Origin of the sequence: Enterococcus saccharolyticus subsp. saccharolyticus (assembly GCF_029023825.1) — a bacterium.
Lineage (GTDB): Bacteria > Bacillota > Bacilli > Lactobacillales > Enterococcaceae > Enterococcus_F > Enterococcus_F saccharolyticus.
In genome coordinates this window covers 79651-97662 of the sequence record NZ_CP118957.1, presented here as the reverse complement: position 1 = coordinate 97662, position 18012 = coordinate 79651, and the positions used below count along the sequence as shown (strand labels likewise).

The window sequence follows — 18012 nt, the reverse complement described above, 5'->3', positions numbered from 1 at the left end:
CTCATCATTTTTTGCGTAAACAGCTGATAAAAAATCCATCTGTCATATATTGGTGCGGATAAATTGTCAGCATCTTGTTCTCGATACTTGGTTGTAACACATCACTAACTGGAATATCAACTAAAGTGAATTCTGGATGTGCTTGTAAGAAACGGGCAACGACTGCTTGATTTTCTTCGGGTGCAAATGTACACGTGCTGTAAACTAAAAGACCATCCGTTTTCAGAGTAGGGGCAACACTCTCTAAAATTGCTAATTGGATTTCAGGTAATTTGTCAAAATCCGCTTGTTTTTTGTTGTATTTAATGTCTGGTTTACGGCGCATCAAGCCTAAACCTGAACACGGTGCATCAACCAAAATACGGTCAAACGTATTCGTTGAAAATTCATCGGCTGCTTGACGGGCATCTAATTCCAACGCACAAACAACATCAGATACGTGTAGACGTTCTGCATTCTCTTCAATTAAAGCAACCTTGTGGCGATGGATATCTAACGATGTCACTTGTCCGCCAGCTTTTTTATCTAAAAATGTCGCAATATGAGTGGTTTTTCCTCCAGGAGCTGCACAAGCATCTAATACTTGATGATGTGGCTCAATTTGTAATGCTGGAGCAACCAACATCGAGCTTTCATCTTGAACCGTTAAAATGCCTTCTTTAAATAGACGGCTACCAGCAATAAAGCCTTTTTCTGCAATAATGCCTTCAGGTGACACACTGCTTTCTCTGGCCTCAATTCCTTCGTCAATTAATACTTGGATTGCTTCTTGACGCGTCATTTTACGAGAATCGACTCGACAACTTACATGACTAGTTTCAAATAAAGACAAGCCTAATTGGCGCGTCTCTTCTACTCCAATTTCTTTGACTAATTTTTCGACAAGCCACTGAGGCATACTAATTTCAGTTGCCAAACGTTTCATTGGATCTTTGATAGTCGTTAGTTCAGGGACATCTTGACGTTGCACATTGCGCAACACGCCATTGACAAATTTGCCAATTCCCACATTGCCACGAACTTTCGCAATCTCAACCGCTTCATTTAAAACGGCATGACTCGGTACTTTGTCTAAATACAATAACTGATACAACGAAAGCTGTAACAATAATTTGACCCAATCATCGACTTTTTTGGCTTTCGCAATAAACGGTTGTAAGTAAAAAGATAATAATAACTGATGGCTAATGGTTCCATACACTAATTCTGTTAATAAGCGACTATCTTTTTCGTTTAATTGTCCTTTGTTAATGGCATCACGTAATAACAAATTGGAATACGCGCCACCTTTTTGTACACGTTCTAACGCATCAAGTGCGACAAAACGCACAGTTTTCTTGGTTTTGTTTTTCATTCTAGTTCACCTGTTGTCCAACTGCGACTTGTTGCCCACTACCATTTAAAAAGGCGGCAATCGTTTGTTTTCCTTTACCAGCTGGTTGTAATTCATCAATTGCTACTACTGTCTGATTGCCACAAGCAATCCATAGCGCTTTTTTATCCCGATGAATAATCGTCCCTGGTTGTGCGTCAGTGGTTTCTTCTAAGGGAGTTACTGCCCATAATTTCCAACGTTGGTCATTATACATCGCAAAAGCAATCGGCCATGGACGCATGCCGCGTACTTGACAATCGATTTCTTCCGCCGTTTTATGCCAATCAATCGCTTCTTGTTCACGCGTAATATTCGGTGAGAAAGTCACTTTCTCTTCATCTTGTGGAACTGGTTGCAAGGAACCATCTAAAATTTTAGGTAAAGTTTCTAATAATAACTCTTTGCCTAATAGACTAAGTTTATCAAACATCATACCTACATCATCTTGACGAGTAATTGGTAAACTGGCTTGTGAATAAATACCGCCTGCATCCATTTTTTTAATCATTTCCATAATTGTGACACCTGTTTCTTTTTCACCATTCATAATAGAATAATGTACGGGTGCACCACCTCGGTATTTTGGTAATAAAGAGGCATGCACGTTAATCGCGCCATGTGTTGGTATTTGTAATAAACGCTCTGGTAAAAACTGACCAAATGCTGCTGTCACAATCAAATCTGGTTGTAATTCACCAATCTTTTCCATCTCTGGTGAACCAGAAATTTTCTCTGGTTGTAAAACGGGGATGTCTAAACGCAAAGCGGCTTCTTTGACAGGTGTTGGGGTGATAATTTTTTTACGGCCCACAGGACGGTCTGGTTGTGTCACTGCCGCTACAACCTCGTAACCATTTGCTACCAATCCTTCTAAGATTGGAACCGAAAATTGGGGGGTGCCCATAAATACAATTTTAGTCATGGTCATGCTCCTCTACATAAGCTTCTAGTTCTTCTTCTGGAATACGATCAATCATCGTATCAATAAATAATTTACCATTTAAATGATCGATTTCATGTTGAAATGCCCGTGCCAAGTAACCAAATGCTTGGACTTCCATTTCAACTCCTTCACGATCATAATAACGTACCGTCACTTCATCAGCACGTTCGACTGTTCCATACACATGCGGAATGCTTAGGCAGCCTTCTACATCAATATCGCTCCCTTTTGCTTCAATAATTTCTGGATTAATCAGTTCAAATAGTTCGCCTTCTTCAACTTCAACAACAGCAACTTGGATATTTTTTCCAATTTGCGGTGCTGCAATTCCGATACCATCATGGGCTAGCATCGTTTCATACATATCTTCTAATAACTGGACTAACTCATCGGTCACCACAGTAATCGGTTCACAGGGTTTACGAAGTTGTTCCTCAGGGTGGATAATAATTGGATATCGCATAATTTCTCCTTTAGTTTAAATAAAATTAAGTGGTTCATTGTCAATTGATACATACAGATTTTTGCGCTGTTCTTTTTGGCTATCTTCCAAAATATCACGTAATAATCCTTGTAGTAATGGTTCTTTTTTATATTTGATAATCAATTGGTAGTGGTAACGATTTTTTACACGTGCCACACCACTTGGAATTGGACCTAATAAGATACTTTGCGGACTTAATGTTTGTTTGACTTGTTGGGCAATTTGAAACATTTTTTTCGCTACGACTTGTTCTTCCGGATGACTACAAGAAATTTTCACCGTAAAGTAATAAGGTGGATACCCACTTTGATGACGCATCAGCATTTCTTTTTGATAGAAATGCTCGTAATCTTGCATTTGGGCTAACACAATAGCATGGTGCTCAGGATTAAATGTTTGAATAATCACTTCACCGGATTTTTCTGCTCGACCTGCTCGTCCACTCACTTGCGTTAGCAGTTGGAACGTCCGCTCACTTGAACGAAAATCAGGTAAATTCAAGGCGGTGTCTGCATTCAAGACCCCAACTAAGGTGATATTCGGAAAATCAAGTCCTTTAGCAATCATTTGCGTACCTAACAAAATATCGGCCTTCTGTTCACCAAAGGTTTGGAGAATCTTTTCATGTGCACCTTTGCGTCGTGTGGTATCTACATCCATCCGCAAAATACGGGCTTCTGGAAAAAGCGCTTGGAGTTCTTCTTCGACTTTTTGAGTTCCTGTACCATAATAACGAATTTTCTTGCCCCCACAATCAGGACAACGGTACGGAATGGCTTCTTCATGTCCACAATAATGACAACGCATCGTTTTCGTATCCATATGCAACGTTAGCGAAATGTCACAGTTTGGGCAAGGTAAAACATAGCCACAATCCCGGCACATCACAAACGAAGAATAACCACGACGATTAAGTAACAAAACAATTTGCTCGTTTTTAGCCAAACGATCCGTAATCTTTTCTTGCAAAACACGTGAAAACGTACTGGTGTTTTTTTGTACAAATTCTTCTTTTAAATCAACAATTTGCACACTAGGCAATGTCGCATGTGGATTTGCGCGATGACTTAAAGGCAATAAACGATACACGTTTTTTTGAGCTCGGGCACGTGATTCTAAAGAAGGGGTTGCACTACCTAGCACGACTGGACATTGGTGGTAATTTCCTCGCCAAATGGCTAAATCACGGGCATGGTAACGTGGCGCTTCGTCTTGTTTATAAGATGCTTCATGTTCTTCATCGATAATAATCACCCCAATATTTTCCAAAGGAGCAAATACCGCCGAACGCGCACCGACCACCACTTGTGCTTCTTTACGTTCAATTTTACGCCATTCATCGTATTTTTCACCATATGATAAGCCACTGTGTAAGACAGCCACTGCTTCGCCAAAACGACTCTTAAAACGCTCAACCATTTGTGGTGTCAACGCAATTTCTGGAACGAGCATCATCGCCGTTTTCCCTTGTGCTAATAGAGAAGCAATCGTTTGTAAATACACTTCCGTCTTTCCACTACCTGTAATGCCTTCCAATAAAAAGACATCCGCTTGCCCTTCTGAAGACAAAATCGCATCAACGGCTTGTTGTTGTTCTGGATTTAATGCCAATGATTGTGTTTTTTCAAATGTTCGATGTTGGTAAGGATCGCGATATGCTTCCACTTCTTCAAAAGCTAACCATCCATTGTCAACGCCTTGGTTTAAAATGGCTGTTGTAATTCCATGTTCTTTATAAAAAGATAACGGTTGCGTCGGATTTGCTGCTAATAAGGAAACAAGTTGTTGCTGACGTTTGGCAGTTTTTTTCAGTGTTTCTTCAATCTGCGAACGGTTGTCGGATGTAACGAAACTTTTCACATAACGAATGGTTTTGACTTTATTTTTATTTTTAACCACGTACTGCACGTCAACGACATTCTCAGCCCGTAATTTTTTGAATTGGTTTAACAGCCCTAATGACTCGACCTCTTGCCAATCCAGCGTCTCTTTTTCAGAAAAATACGTATGAACTGGATGACTAGGGTCTTTTAACACGAAGTTTTTTTGATATTCTGCTTTCATCACACTCGGTAACATCGTTTGAAAACAGGTAATTTTAAAGGCAAACGTTTTCTCTTTCATAAAATCTGCTAGTTGTAGCAGTTCCGTATTTAACACTGGAGCTAAATCTAATACGCGAATAATTGATTTTAATTGTGCCGTTTCTATTCCGTCAACTAATCCCGTCACAAATCCCTGGATGTGACGATCCGCACCACCAAATGGCACCTCGACGCGCATACCGACTTCAATCACTTCTTGCAATTCTGCTGGTACAAAATAAGTAAAGGGTTGATCTGTCTGCATTGTTGGTACATCTACAATAACTTCTGCTAACAATGACCGTTTCCTCCCTTCATGGTTTCCTACATTTTACTAAACTTGGCAAGTTTTGTCTGTAAAGCAAAAAAAATTTAACTTTTACAACCAAAAGGAGTCTGGAATATTTTTCCAGACCCCACAATAATTATAATTTTTGTTCTTGACGAATACGTTCTTCTAATTCTTTTTGTTCTTGTTCTTTTTGTGCGCGGCGCTCTTCTGCTTCCATTTTCAAGCGTGCACGTTTCACTTCTGGATGTGGGTCACTGATAACTGTCTCAGCTTCGATTTCTTCGAGTGCTTGACCAACACTTTTAACTGAATCAAATTTATCTAAGGTTGCTTGAGCACCACCATCTAGTTCGTGGGCACGTTTACTAGCTAAAATAACTAATGAATATTTTGAATTAACACGATCCAACAATGAATCGATTGACGGTTTTAACATCATAGTTTCTACAACTCCTCTAACATTTTTCTATATTTTCCAATTACGCGTTCGACGCGGAAATGTTCGCTTGAAATGATATCTTTAATTCGTTGGACGGCTAAAGGAACTTCATCGTTGACAACTGCATAGTCATACAATGCCATCATTTCAATTTCTTCGCGAGCAACACGCATTCGTTCATCAATAACTTCGATTGAGTCGGTACCACGTCCAGTGATTCGTGAACGTAATTCCGTTAAATCTGGTGGTGTTAAGAAAATAAACACACCATCTGGCACTTTCTCTTTTACTTGTAAGGCACCTTGTACTTCGATTTCTAAGAAAACGTCTTTTCCTTCATCTAATGTTTGTTGTACATAAGACAATGGCGTACCATAATAATTTCCTACATATTCTGCATATTCTAACATTTGACCAGCAGCAATTAGCTCTTCAAATTCCTCATGACTGCGGAAATAATAATCCACACCCTCTACTTCTCCGATACGCTTTTTACGTGTTGTCATTGAAATAGAATATTGAAAATCGTTATCTTCACTATCAAATATCGCTTTACGTACTGTTCCCTTACCAACGCCGGAAGGTCCAGATAATACGATTAATAATCCTCGCTCTGTCATATTGACGTCCTTTCACTGTTCGATTTGCTTAACGTCTATTTTGCACTTTTTTTCAAAAACTTTCAAGAATTACTTTATTATAACGAGAATTTTATTAAAAAACTATTTAAATGCCCGTATAATCCAGTCTTTTATCCGATGTATTATTCCACATTTTGGACTTGTTCACGGATTTTTTCAATGATTGTTTTCATTTGAACAACGGCATTTTTAATAACAATCGGGCTTGATTTTGAACCAATAGTGTTCACTTCTCGATTCATTTCTTGAATCAGAAAATCGAGTTCACGTCCGACCGGTTTTGCCGATTGCAGCATCGTTGCCATTGATGACAGATGAATTGTCATGCGGTCAAGCTCTTCATGAATATCGCCACGTTCCAATAAAATCGCCATTTCAGTTAACAAACGGTCTTGTTCCACTGTCGCGCCTAACCAGTCCGTTAATTTCTTTTCAAAACGTTCTTTGTAGTCTGCTTCGTATGTGTCAACAAATGTTGCTAATTCAGTGATTTTTTGTGCTAATGCGTGTCGATTGTCTTCTAAAATTTGCAGAATGCCAGCACCTTCTACTTCACGACTAGCATTGTTGGCTTCGGCAGCTTGTTTAACAGCTGCTAAAACAGACAATTCTAACTCTTGATCTTCGGTTTGTTTTTCTTGAATGTCGATAAATGCTTCATTATTAATCAAACGTTTCAAGATAGTTTTTGCTGGTAAATCAGTCTGAAATCGTGCTTTCGCTTCACTTTGCATCGTGGTAACTAATTCTTCCATCAAATCCCAATGAACCACAACTTCTTTGTTGCTATCTCCTTTTTCTTTTAACGTGATATACACTTCAATGCGTCCACGTTGTAACGTATCTTTAATTGTTTGGCGAATCGCTTGCTCATAGACATTTAATTGGCGCGGGTTACGCAACTGAATGTCTAAAAACCGATGATTCACACTTTTCATTTCCACTTCAATCTGATAGTGCGCTGACTCACACAATGCTTTGCCAAAACCAGTCATACTTTTCATTATCGAAAACTCCTTTTACATTGATGTTAGCGTCTGTTTCAAAGCTGCAAATTCTTCGTTAGACAACGTGACGCCTTTCCCCATTTTTTCATGACCGGGACTCCAATCACGCAAATCAAATTTTGGTGGTCGTCCATTCCAACTGACTAAGTTTAACTCTTTACGCCAGCCTTTCGGGTTTTCTGATAATACGGCAATCTCTTCAACAATTTCATAGGAAAATTCATTTGCCATTTCACATGCCTCTTTTCTTGATTCATTTCTTTTATTGTAACGTATTTTCGGAAGGGTGTACAAATTCCGTCTCTGTTAATAAATAGACTAAAAATTTCGCGGCGACAACAAGCACTGGTGCGAATGAAATGATTTGTATCGGTAGCTCCTTTTTCTCGATGATAATTTGGTAGAGATGAGCCAATTGATTTTTTTCAGATAACACAAAACGTTGATTACGATAAGTTGCTAACCATTCAGAAATGGACAGTGTCCCAATTGCTAGCTGTTCTTGACGAAAGGCTTGTTGGATACCTGTTAAAAAGCTTTCTTTCGTATAGACATGCGTAGCTTCTAAACCAAAAAATCGGCCAATTAACTCTAACAAAATCAAACCACCTTGTTCCACTGGTGCTTTGTGTTGATACAATTTTCCAACTTTTTTCCAAAACTCAGTCCGTTGGAGTAGCGCTAAAGACTGCTGGTCCTTTTGTAAATAACGCAAAAAGGCGTGCCATTCTTTTTGCCAAGTCGTCTCTAAAGTAAAGGTATACCAATAGCCATTGAATTGGTCAAAAGATTTCATCGTTTCTAAATATCCTAAACGATAGTTGGTTTCTGAACGATTACTATCAAAAACTAATAAATTTCCTAATGACCATGGGGAGCAGTAATTGACGACTGCAACTTCTTCTGGAATAGTTGTTTTTTTAGCAATTCCGGGGCCTTTAATATCGACACAAATACACTCCGTTGCGCCATGTGCTAAAGCAACGTCAATCGGTAAATTATTGCGATACCCACCATCGACATAGAATTCTTGCTCAATTTCCATGGGAACCATTCCCGGATAAAACGACGCCGACGCGACTAACCATTTCAATTCATCCAAACCATTGGTCACATCATAATGATGAACCACTTCTTGTAAAGCTGGAAAACGTGTCGTACAAACAAATAATGGCACTTGCCTTTTTTGCATTTTTTCGGCATCAAACGTTTGGATGAGTAATTCTTGCAATGGTTTAGAACTGGCTCCATTTTCTTTAAGTGCTGTCGTGGCTAGCGATCCGACTTGTTGCACTAATTCTTTCAATGTTTGATTGGTCGCACACGCCTCTGGAAAGGCCAACACTTTGTCGGTACTAATTGTTAACCATAAGTCGCGGGCAACATCTACGTCATCCATTAAAATCAATGCGCCATTCAATGCGCCCACCGATGTACCAGTCATCAAATCAAATGAAATACCCAAGCTTTTTAATGCTTGCCACACACCAATTTGATACGATCCTCGGGCACCACCACCGCCTAAAACCAACGCTGTATGATACGTAAATACTTTTTTAAAGCCCGCAGCCGTTTGCTCATATCCCTTGGCAATCAGCCATTGCGTCATCATCTCTCCTAATGAAATGGGAATAAAAAATTCTTTGACGAAATGTTGACGCAAAAAGGTTTCAATTAATGCTAAACTTTTCTTCCAAGAAAAATTTTCCATTGGGATATACAATAAATTACGCAAAGTTGCTCGCTGTTCATCAAATGCCACCGCTAAAAACAAGTGGTGCGAACCCATCAATTGCCACGCTTGCTTTTTTCTTACTTGCTGAATAAACGCTGCTCGTGCTTCAGAATGTGACGAATAAAATGGGACTGCTAATTGACTTGTTGAAAAAATAGGCGATTGTTTGAGGTCGGACAAAAATAGTTTTTCACTTTTCATGTGAGGTACCTCCTAAGAAATTAATACGTTTTTTGTGCCATTTGAAAGGCAGCCAACATCGCTTCTGTCGCTTGATCCATTGCTGTCACTTGCACCAACTCCCCTTGAACCATCCAACGCGTCACTGCACTAGCTTCCCCACAAGTAATCAACGTCACCATTTTTTTCCCTGGAACGTCTTCAACAACTTCAACCTGTGTCGGGTCAATTCGTGTTGAAACCGTTACTTTATAAGTATAGACATGTTCAAGGTCTGTTAAATAAACCACATCACCAATCGCGACTTGATCCAAATGAGAGAATAATAAATCCGATTCTTCCAAGCGATGACTCGCTAGCGCATAATTCCCCTCACCCATTACTTGGTCTGGACGAAAAGTTCCAGCACCATACCATAAACCTTCATTACCTAGACCTTTAAAAATCGGCAAATTGATTGCCACACTAGGAATCGCTACGCCTGCAATAACAGGCAACTCTGTCTGTTTCATTTGTGCTTGTAACACTTTCTCTGCACTGACCGATTCGACTGCCTCAAAATCAAAACTCGCTTCTTTGTTGGCATTTTCGACAATGTTTTCACGTGAAACATGTGAAATCGTATATTTGTCGCTTTGTTTTTCTATAATAAAGTTTTTTATTTTGTTATTGAAAATCAACGCCAAACCTAACAAAATTAATAGAACAATCAGTAAATTAATGACCAAATTTTTTATTTTTGATTTCTTTTTCATTCTAATTCTCATTCTCTCCATTCAGTTTCTCTTTTCATCATATCATAGAACAATTGTTGTAGAAAAACGCGTGAAATATTTCTTGTAAAACTCTCCATTTTGTAATCAATTTTTAAAGGAAAAGAAACAAGCTTTTTTAAAATCTTTATTGTAAAATGTACCTATGACTGAACAACATGATGGGGGAGGTTGGACATGAAAGAATTGGTTTATGTACATATTGATACAATTAGCAACGCTGTGTTAACGCAAGGAATTACCATACAAGATTTTCATCAAGGGATTGTTCACCAACCCAAGAATTTATTGCTCTTAAATCCTTCAAGTGATTTAGGCGATTATGAAGCACATACCGCTATGAAAGTTGTTCGTGGCAATGAAGCCGTAGAAAATTATTTTCGTACAATCGAAAAAATTCGACCCGTAGAAGAAAACAAATGGATTGATTTTACTGATTTAGCAATGTTAAAAGAATTAACACCGCTAGAAATTTCTGAATTACTTTATTTTGGGCATATGAAAACACATCTGCATTCGCCCTTTTTTTATAAATTACAAAACAACTTTGTTTACTTCGATTTAAAAGACAATATCGCGCGTACCTATTATCGTTATTTGGATGAGTTCTATCGCATTTTAGCAAGTAAATTAACGCGCATTGTTTTTGAAATTATCAATCAAAAACGTGGCTTCCTTCGAAAACCACGCCCTGTTGAAAAATTAAATGTCGATTTAGTCAAATCATTGCGAGAATTGATGCGTGAAGGTCTCGTTTTTTCTTTCGATCAAGCGATAAAAACAGAAGACGCTTTTCAAATTCCTATCTTTGTTGTGGAAGACACTCGTTTTCGGGTTGCTACCCCACCTTTTAAAGAAGATGCTTTAATCGGCCAATTATCTTATGATTTGATCAAAAATATTTGGCAATTAGATATCGACGAAGACCATTTAGCTTTCGCCTCATTATCAAGCACTCATTTTTAATAATCTATCCATACTGTTGCGTGTCGCAACACAAAAGAAACAAACGATTGATTCTAAAAATAGAAATCGTCAGTTGTTTCTTTTTTATATTTCCATAATGTCAATAAAGAGGCCTTATTTCATGGTAACAGCTCGCTACTATAAAGAAACACGCACATCAGATTGTTCTCTCGTCTGATGTGCGTGTTTCTTATTCTTCTACCCGAACGTCTTCACTCAAATTTGCCCAATGATTGGTCGGTCCATGCCCATGACCAACGAAAATTCCTTCTTGAATGGCACCTTGAATAAATTTTTTCGCCGTAATGATGGCTTCTTTCACAGGAACGCCTTTCGCTAATTCGGCAACAATACAAGACGAAAAAGTATCACCCGTTCCATGCGTATTTTTCGTTGCAATCCGTGGCGTACGTAACCAAAAGTCTGTTTGATCGGCTAGCAAAACATAATCCGCAGATTCATCCCCTGCTTTATGTCCGCCTTTCATGACAACATGTTGCACACCAAGATGTTGTAAATCACGAGCTGCTCTTTGCATATCTGCTTCTGTTTCAATCTCATAGCCTACTAAAACTTCGGCTTCTGGTAAATTAGGCGTCACAATGGTTGCTAAAGGCAGCAATTCTTCTTTAATTAACTGAATGGCATCTTCTGTTAACAAAGGATGTCCACCTTTGGCAATCATCACTGGATCTACTACTAATGGACCAAAATCGTATGTTTGCAAATTTTTAACCACAGCGGCGACATGTTCGCTATCGGCTAACATCCCCGTTTTTGACGCTTTAATGGCAAAATCAGCAGCTAATGACGCAAATTGCGCATCAATAAAGGAACAAGGTATGGGATAACTTGCTTGCACGCCCAAAGTATTTTGTGCAGTCAAGGCAATGACAATACTCATTCCAAAAACATGGCGTGCTTGAAACGTTTTTAAATCGGCTTGAATCCCAGCACCTCCACCAGAATCAGAACCGGCAATTGTTACCACTTGCGGTGTACTGTTTTCCATCTATTTCTCCTCCCATGCTTGGATTTTTTGACGCATATTTTTTACCTTTTCAGAAACAGAAGTTGCTCGCATAATCTCACTAACTACTGCAACACCAGCAATCGGAACTCCTGAAAAAGCCGCAAGTCGTTCCTCGGTAATCCCCCCAATCGCAACCACAGGAATGCTAATTGCTTCGGTAATTTCTTGCAGGGTTTCCATCGAAGTTAATGCCGTATTTTTTGTTTTTGTTGGGAAAATAGCACCTACACCTAGGTAATCCGCCCCTTCTTTTTGGGCTTCTTTAGCACGTGTGACAGTTTTTGCCGACACACCTAACCACTTCTCACCAATCAATTGGCGTGTAATCGCTACTGGCAATTCATCATCACCAATATGCACACCAGCTGCATCTACTGCTAAACAAATATCTACACGGTCATTAATAATCAATGGCACTGCATACTGGTCGGTAATTGTTTTTACTTGCTGCGCCAATTCATAAAAGTCCCGTGTTGATAAGTTTTTTTCACGTAGTTGTACTAGAGTCACACCACTTTGACAGGCCTCTTCAATTGTTTGCAAAAAATCTTCTGTTGTCCCATAACGTTGGGTTACTAAATATAAAGCGAGTTCTTTCATCGTTTTCCTCCTTTCACCGCTTGACTCCAAGTCGTATCTTGCGACAATAGCGATAATTGATTTAAAGTTTCATGACGAAAATCAGCCAAGCCCACAGTCGGTAAAAGCTGCTTTTTGGCTTGCTCCCCACAACAGTTCAAATAACTAACACCTAAAAGAGTTGCTTCCACAGCTTCATAACCAGCGCCTAAAAAAGCGGTAATCAACGCGCCTACTAAATCACCTGTTCCTGTAAAACAATCTAATTCCGGAACGCCATTTGCCAATAACCAAACTTGATCCCCTTTCACCACAACGTCTTTTTTCCCTGTTGCAAGATAAGTAATCGCAGGATCTTGTTTTTGTAATGCTGCGATTAATTCGTCGATTGCCGCATCTTCTTGATCTGAAGCACTACCATCTACACCACGTCCGCCTGACGTTAACCCACAAAATGCGCGGAGTTCAGAAATATTGCCTTTGATCACACTTGGTTGATTTTTCGCTAAACGATGCGCTAAATCTAACCGCAAAGGAGTCGCTGCCGCCCCGACAATATCCACGACTACCGGTTTGTCCTGAGCTAATTTGCTTGCTGCTACTAATGCCTCTTCACGAGCAATCGACATGCGCCCCATATTGAGTAATAAGCCATCGGTACTTTTAAATAAATCTGGAAACTCACGAACATCTTCTGCCATAATCGGTTTTGCCCCAACGAATAATAAACCATTTGCCAATAATTCATTGGTAATTTCATTGGTAATGCAATGAACCAACGGCGCTTTTTTTAAAGGGAACGCTTCTGCTAGTTTTGTTTGCCAATTTGTCATAGTGACGCTCCTTGATAGAATGATTGAATTTTTTGAATAGCTGGAATTGTTTTTGCTTTTTGCCAGATGAAAAAGGCAATTGCTGAACCGATACAGGCCGCACCAATGAACCGCGGCGTATACATTAACCAATAAAACTCATTACTACTTCCTGTAAACCAGACCATTACTGGATACGAAACTAGCGAACCAATAATGCCAGTACCAATAACTTCCCCTACCATAGAAGAAATCACTGATGGATATAGACGATAACCCAAACCTGCTAAAAAGGCACCGAAAACAGCACCTGTTAACGCCAATGGAGGAATGCCTAATAAGGTCATTCGAATAATGCCACAAACCAAAGCCATGATAGTTCCATACATCGGTCCTAATAAAACACCCGCCAACACATTCATGACACTCGACATCGGTGCCATACCTTCAATACGAAACAAAGGGGATAATACCACATCTAACGCAATCATCATCGCAAGATAGGTTACTTTCTGTAATTTTTGATTTCCCATAACGGACTCCTTTATTTGTCGAAACCATACGCCATGTCCCAAAAAGCCACTTCCATTTGGGTACTCGTCACAAAGGCATTGACCATTTGTTGACGTTCTAACATGGAGGCTTCTTGATATAAGTGGTTCAATAATTCTTGTTCTTCATGGACAATACGCATACTTTCTGGTGTGATACAAGTATCAATCCAACGTTGATACACCGGATGCGGTAATCCTGAACGCAATGCTAAACCAATTTCTTGATACAACCACGCACACGGTAAGAGACTGGCAAACGCCACGGAAACAGAATCTATGGGCAACGTATGCTTGTGGAACCGTAGCAATCGGTGTTTGTTGCACTTCTTCTGCAGTAATTTGTAGCGTATCAAAAAAAGTATCTCGAATCCCAATCTCTCCTGCGATTAAACGTTTGGCACCGTCTTGCATCATTGTTTTATCGTGGGCTGCTCCGTTTGTTTCTCAATTGCTAAATAGACCAATTGCAGTGCTGCTAAATAATAGCGATTTTGCAATAAATAATAACGAAAACAGGCTTTAGATAATGGCCCTTGCTGTAATTCTTGAATAAAAGGATGTTCCAAACTATACACCCAGCTCTCTGTTGCTGCCTCACGTGCAATTGTCACAAAATTCATCAAATATTATCCTCTATCAAACGGTGTCTTTAGGAACAAAAATCGTAGGATTCATACGATACAATACTAATAACACGATGGTTGTGACAATCGCTGTTGCTAAACCACTAATCCCGTTCATGATGAATGAGAATACTATCGGACTCATGCCCCATAAAGCATAGGTGCCCCAGAAAACCCAACCAGCAACAAAATGCCAGAAGTAACGAGCAAACGCCCCAATCAGTACACCGGAAACAATTTGTTTGCGTGCTACTATCGCATTTCCCTCGGCGATAGCTTGTTGTAACTGTTTCGCGACGACTCCTGTTAATCCAACAAAAGTAAATGCCAGCGGATATTCAATTAAGACTTGAATGACACTCAGAAAGTACACTTTTCCTGTCGGGAAATGTAACATTCCCCAAATGAAAGCTGCTAATAATCCAGCTTTGGGCCCACGGCGTAAGGCATAAACTGCCATTGGGATTTGCCCCAGTGAAATGGAAAAACTCGAACCAATATCGACTGGAATAAACGATAGCACCATTGCTAAAGCTGCTAGAATCGTTCCTTCCACCCAAATTTTTGTTGTTGATGAACGCATAAAAAAACTCCTCCTTTAGAATCTTCACAATTCACAAAGGAGAAGTGGATGACATTTATAATGTACACTTCAACTCGTCACAATTCCTACGTTCGAATGATCGAAACAGGTACGAAGGGTTTAGAGTAAACTCAATCTCAGCCCAGATGGACTCCCCTTTGTGATTAGATTCTATTTAATTTTAAATACAGCAAAAGCATAGCACAGTTTTTAGGTAATGAAAACCTAAATGCAATATTTTTTCTGGCTGTTGCGATTTCCCCCTTTGAAAGATTGACTTTGTAACGTTTTCAAGTAATATTAGGTGTAACAAAAAGGAGAGGAGAGTTGCTATGATTATTAAACCGACTCTGGCAGAAAAGATGAATATCTTTTTTGATAAAGAGAATCAACCGAACGATCGAGTCACTATGGGATTAATTACGTTACAACCTGGTGAAAAAAATCCGGCAGAAGGGTTTGCTCGCCACGACCAAGATGAATATTCGTACATCATTTCTGGAACTGCACATACAATTTTAGAAGATGGACAAGACTTACTTGGAAAACCAGGCGATGCACAATTGATTGAAAAAGGAGAAGGTCACATCAATTACAATGACGGCGACGAACCAGCAGTAGTTGTCTGGATGTTAGTCGACCGCGACTAGGAGGAATAAAATGAATAAAAAGGGAATATGGTTAGGTGCCCTAGCAACTTTAGCATTAGTCGGTTGTTCAACAGGGAAACCAAAAGAAGAAGAAGCAACACCAATTAATTTAATGTCTGCATCAGAATTAACAACTTTAGATACGTCAAATATGTTAGATTTTCCCGATGCAATCACACATACTGCAGCTTTTGAAGGGTTGTATGCCTTAGATGAAAATGATGAAGTGATTCCCGCAGTGGCGAAAGAATTGCCTGAAATTTCTGAAGATGGAAAAACGTACACGATTACCTTGCGAGACGATGCGATTTGGAGTAATGATGATCCCGTAACAGCGCATGATTTTGAAGCTGCTTGGAAAAAAATGATTGATCCAAAAAATGCGTTGATTTACAGTTTCTTATTAATTGATACTGTCGAAAATGCCGAAGCAATTTCAGCAGGAGAAAAAGCCGTCGATGAGTTGGGTGTAACAGCAATTGACGATCATACACTAGAAGTTCATTTAAGTGAAGCGAAACCTTACTTCACCTCATTATTAACATTCCCTACGTTCTTCCCACAAAATCAAAAAGCGTTGGAAGAATTTGGTGATAACTATGGGAAAGATAGTGACAGTGTCGTGTATAACGGACCTTTCATCGTTGAAAATTGGAAACAATCTGAAACGAGTTGGGATTTAGTGAAAAACGACAAGTACTGGGATAAAGCCAATGTCAAAGCTGAAACGATTCATTATGATGTAATCAAAGAAGCATCGACAGCGTTGAATTTATTCAATGACGGCCAATTGGATGTTGCCACACTAACTGGTGAATTAGCAAAACAAAATCTGAACAACGAAAACTTCCATTCGTATCCAACAGCAACAATGAATTACATTCGTATGAATCAAATTCGTGGTGGTAAGGACACACCGTTGAAAAATATTAATTTGCGTAAAGCACTCGCTTTAGGCATTGACAAAGAAACCTTAGTAAACAATATTATGGCAGATGGTTCGAAACCTCTTTACGGTGCAGTGACAGAAGGGTTTGTCAGCAACCCAACAACCAGTGTCGATTTCCGTGAAGAAGCCGGCAATTTAATGGAATATAACAAAACTGAAGCCTTAAAATATTGGGAAGAAGCCAAAGCCGAATTAGGAGATAACATCACTCTAGAACTAATGGTCACTGATGATGGTGGTTATAAGAAAATGGGTGAGAGTATCCAATATAGTTTGCAAGAAACATTCCCTGGTTTAACCGTTGAATTAAAAGCTTTACCAACTGAAACAGCATTAAACTTAGGACGTGATAGTGATTACGATCTCTTCTTAATTTATTGGACACCAGACTATAAAGATCCAATTTCAACATTAAAGACACTTTATTCTGGCAACGACCGTAACTACTCAAACCCAACTTATGATCAATTACTTGATGATGCTTCTATCAAATACGCAAATGATTTAGAAAAACGTTGGGAAACTTTGATTGCGGCAGAAAAAGAAGTCATTGAAAATAATCCAGGTATGATTATTATCAGCCAAAACCAACAATCTGTCTTACAAAATGAAGCAATTGAAGGCTTAAATTACCATACATTTGCAGCACCATTAACGTTGAAAAATATTTATAAGAAATAGAAAGCAGTGAGATACTATACACTGCTTGGAAATCAACATCTTTCAAACCAACACCTGCTGCCGTCACAACTTCTTCACCGGCTGGCGTTAATACCGCAACTGACCAACCTTGGACATGGTCAGTTGTATTTAACATCGTTTTTCCATGACGAACGACATATAACGTTAACTCATCAGCAACTTCCCCTTTGGCAACCGATGACGATGGGGAAGTTGTTTCATTTGTTGAACTTGCACTGGTCCCACCGCTTTGACACCCTGTTAAAACTAAACCAAATGAGAACAAAACACCTGCTGCAACCAATAATTTCTTCATACTTTTCTTCCTCCTCTTTTTTTCTGATTAAAAATGTTTTCCAAGACAACAAAAAAAGCCCATAACTGTCCCATGTTGCTTGGATGCAGTTATAGGTTATGCTCTTTTCAGATAACATTCCTAATCAATTGGTGTAGGAATTTTCGACACGCGAAAACCCACATGAAAAGGCTCTCATTTTTCAAACTCACTATCAAACATCTTTTTGTAAACGTTTTTATTTTATTGTAAATTTGATATATAATTTGTGTAAAAATAAAAAAGAGGCTCTCATCCAAGCCTCTTTAGCAGTAAATTATCCGAACTATTGAAA

The 18012-nt window shown here is 39.1% G+C and carries 20 protein-coding genes, 1 pseudogene and 1 riboswitch; of the genes and pseudogenes, 3 read left to right on the top strand and 18 right to left on the bottom strand.

Translation table 11 applies throughout. From position 1 onward, the window contains the following. Window positions 1-4 precede the first annotated feature (4 nt). From rsmB to PYW32_RS00455, 10 genes are all read right to left on the bottom strand, one after another. On the bottom strand, window positions 5-1354 hold the full coding sequence (rsmB, locus tag PYW32_RS00500; RefSeq protein WP_016176134.1) for a 16S rRNA (cytosine(967)-C(5))-methyltransferase RsmB: 1350 nt from the start codon (window positions 1352-1354) through the stop codon (window positions 5-7). Between the two features lies 1 nt (window position 1355). Further along, window positions 1356-2297, bottom strand: a complete 942-nt coding sequence (gene fmt, locus PYW32_RS00495; RefSeq protein WP_016176133.1) for a methionyl-tRNA formyltransferase — start codon at window positions 2295-2297, stop codon at window positions 1356-1358. After that, window positions 2290-2781: a peptide deformylase gene (gene def / locus PYW32_RS00490; RefSeq protein ID WP_016176132.1), complete on the bottom strand. Its 492-nt coding sequence runs from the start codon at window positions 2779-2781 to the stop codon at window positions 2290-2292. Before def ends, fmt begins: the two co-directional genes overlap by 8 nt. Before the next feature lie 15 nt (window positions 2782-2796). Then, entirely contained in the window at window positions 2797-5151 is a 2355-nt protein-coding gene (priA, locus tag PYW32_RS00485; protein WP_051113394.1) for a primosomal protein N', read from the bottom strand. Window positions 5152-5311: 160 nt separating this feature from the next. Continuing rightward, complete coding sequence (gene rpoZ / locus PYW32_RS00480; RefSeq protein WP_016176130.1) at window positions 5312-5617, bottom strand: DNA-directed RNA polymerase subunit omega; 306 nt, start codon at window positions 5615-5617, stop codon at window positions 5312-5314. Between the two features lie 5 nt (window positions 5618-5622). Then, complete coding sequence (gmk, locus tag PYW32_RS00475) at window positions 5623-6237, bottom strand: guanylate kinase (RefSeq protein WP_016176129.1); 615 nt, start codon at window positions 6235-6237, stop codon at window positions 5623-5625. Between the two features lie 143 nt (window positions 6238-6380). After that, window positions 6381-7262 carry a YicC/YloC family endoribonuclease gene (locus PYW32_RS00470; RefSeq protein WP_016176128.1) on the bottom strand — a complete coding sequence of 294 codons (882 nt, stop codon included), beginning with the start codon at window positions 7260-7262 and terminating at the stop codon, window positions 6381-6383. A 15-nt stretch (window positions 7263-7277) separates the two neighbouring features. Continuing rightward, a complete protein-coding gene (locus tag PYW32_RS00465) occupies window positions 7278-7496 on the bottom strand; it encodes a YdbC family protein (protein ID WP_016176127.1) in 219 nt (72 codons plus the stop codon). A 31-nt stretch (window positions 7497-7527) separates the two neighbouring features. Further along, on the bottom strand, window positions 7528-9201 hold the full coding sequence (locus PYW32_RS00460) for a patatin-like phospholipase family protein (protein ID WP_016176126.1): 1674 nt from the start codon (window positions 9199-9201) through the stop codon (window positions 7528-7530). Window positions 9202-9221: 20 nt separating this feature from the next. Continuing rightward, window positions 9222-9935, bottom strand: a complete 714-nt coding sequence (locus PYW32_RS00455; RefSeq protein WP_016176125.1) for a class A sortase — start codon at window positions 9933-9935, stop codon at window positions 9222-9224. A 195-nt stretch (window positions 9936-10130) separates the two neighbouring features. Between PYW32_RS00455 and PYW32_RS00450 the strand changes: the two genes are divergently transcribed. Beyond that, window positions 10131-10919, top strand: coding sequence for a hypothetical protein (locus tag PYW32_RS00450; RefSeq protein ID WP_016176124.1), 789 nt, complete (start codon window positions 10131-10133; stop codon window positions 10917-10919). A 190-nt stretch (window positions 10920-11109) separates the two neighbouring features. Here PYW32_RS00450 and thiD read toward each other — a convergent pair whose 3' ends face one another. The 7 genes from thiD to thiT form a co-directional block, all read right to left on the bottom strand. Further along, window positions 11110-11931 carry a bifunctional hydroxymethylpyrimidine kinase/phosphomethylpyrimidine kinase gene (gene thiD, locus PYW32_RS00445; protein WP_016176123.1) on the bottom strand — a complete coding sequence of 274 codons (822 nt, stop codon included), beginning with the start codon at window positions 11929-11931 and terminating at the stop codon, window positions 11110-11112. Beyond that, window positions 11932-12552 carry a thiamine phosphate synthase gene (thiE, locus tag PYW32_RS00440; protein ID WP_016176122.1) on the bottom strand — a complete coding sequence of 207 codons (621 nt, stop codon included), beginning with the start codon at window positions 12550-12552 and terminating at the stop codon, window positions 11932-11934. Beyond that, window positions 12549-13364, bottom strand: coding sequence for a hydroxyethylthiazole kinase (thiM, locus tag PYW32_RS00435; protein ID WP_016176121.1), 816 nt, complete (start codon window positions 13362-13364; stop codon window positions 12549-12551). Before thiM ends, thiE begins: the two co-directional genes overlap by 4 nt. Continuing rightward, entirely contained in the window at window positions 13361-13876 is a 516-nt protein-coding gene (gene thiW, locus PYW32_RS00430) for an energy coupling factor transporter S component ThiW (RefSeq protein ID WP_016176120.1), read from the bottom strand. Before thiW ends, thiM begins: the two co-directional genes overlap by 4 nt. 11 nt (window positions 13877-13887) lie before the next feature. Further along, window positions 13888-14181, bottom strand: coding sequence for a thiaminase II/PqqC family protein (locus tag PYW32_RS00425; RefSeq protein ID WP_248636502.1), 294 nt, complete (start codon window positions 14179-14181; stop codon window positions 13888-13890). Window positions 14182-14307: 126 nt separating this feature from the next. Continuing rightward, a complete protein-coding gene (locus PYW32_RS00420) occupies window positions 14308-14517 on the bottom strand; it encodes a thiaminase II/PqqC family protein (protein ID WP_016176117.1) in 210 nt (69 codons plus the stop codon). 16 nt (window positions 14518-14533) lie between these two features. Next, window positions 14534-15103, bottom strand: coding sequence for an energy-coupled thiamine transporter ThiT (thiT, locus tag PYW32_RS00415; protein ID WP_016176116.1), 570 nt, complete (start codon window positions 15101-15103; stop codon window positions 14534-14536). A 66-nt stretch (window positions 15104-15169) separates the two neighbouring features. After that, window positions 15170-15271: riboswitch (TPP riboswitch) on the bottom strand. Between the two features lie 164 nt (window positions 15272-15435). Here thiT and PYW32_RS00410 point away from each other — a divergent pair. Then, the gene (locus PYW32_RS00410) at window positions 15436-15753 is read left to right on the top strand and encodes a cupin domain-containing protein (RefSeq protein ID WP_016176115.1); all 318 of its coding nucleotides are present in this window, start codon (window positions 15436-15438) and stop codon (window positions 15751-15753) included. A 10-nt stretch (window positions 15754-15763) separates the two neighbouring features. Next, window positions 15764-17383, top strand: coding sequence for a peptide ABC transporter substrate-binding protein (locus tag PYW32_RS00405; protein WP_016176114.1), 1620 nt, complete (start codon window positions 15764-15766; stop codon window positions 17381-17383). 13 nt (window positions 17384-17396) lie between these two features. Here the strand turns inward: PYW32_RS00405 and PYW32_RS00400 are convergent. Beyond that, window positions 17397-17699: pseudogene (locus PYW32_RS00400) on the bottom strand (histidine phosphatase family protein); the annotation flags it as partial. Window positions 17700-18012 lie beyond the last annotated feature (313 nt).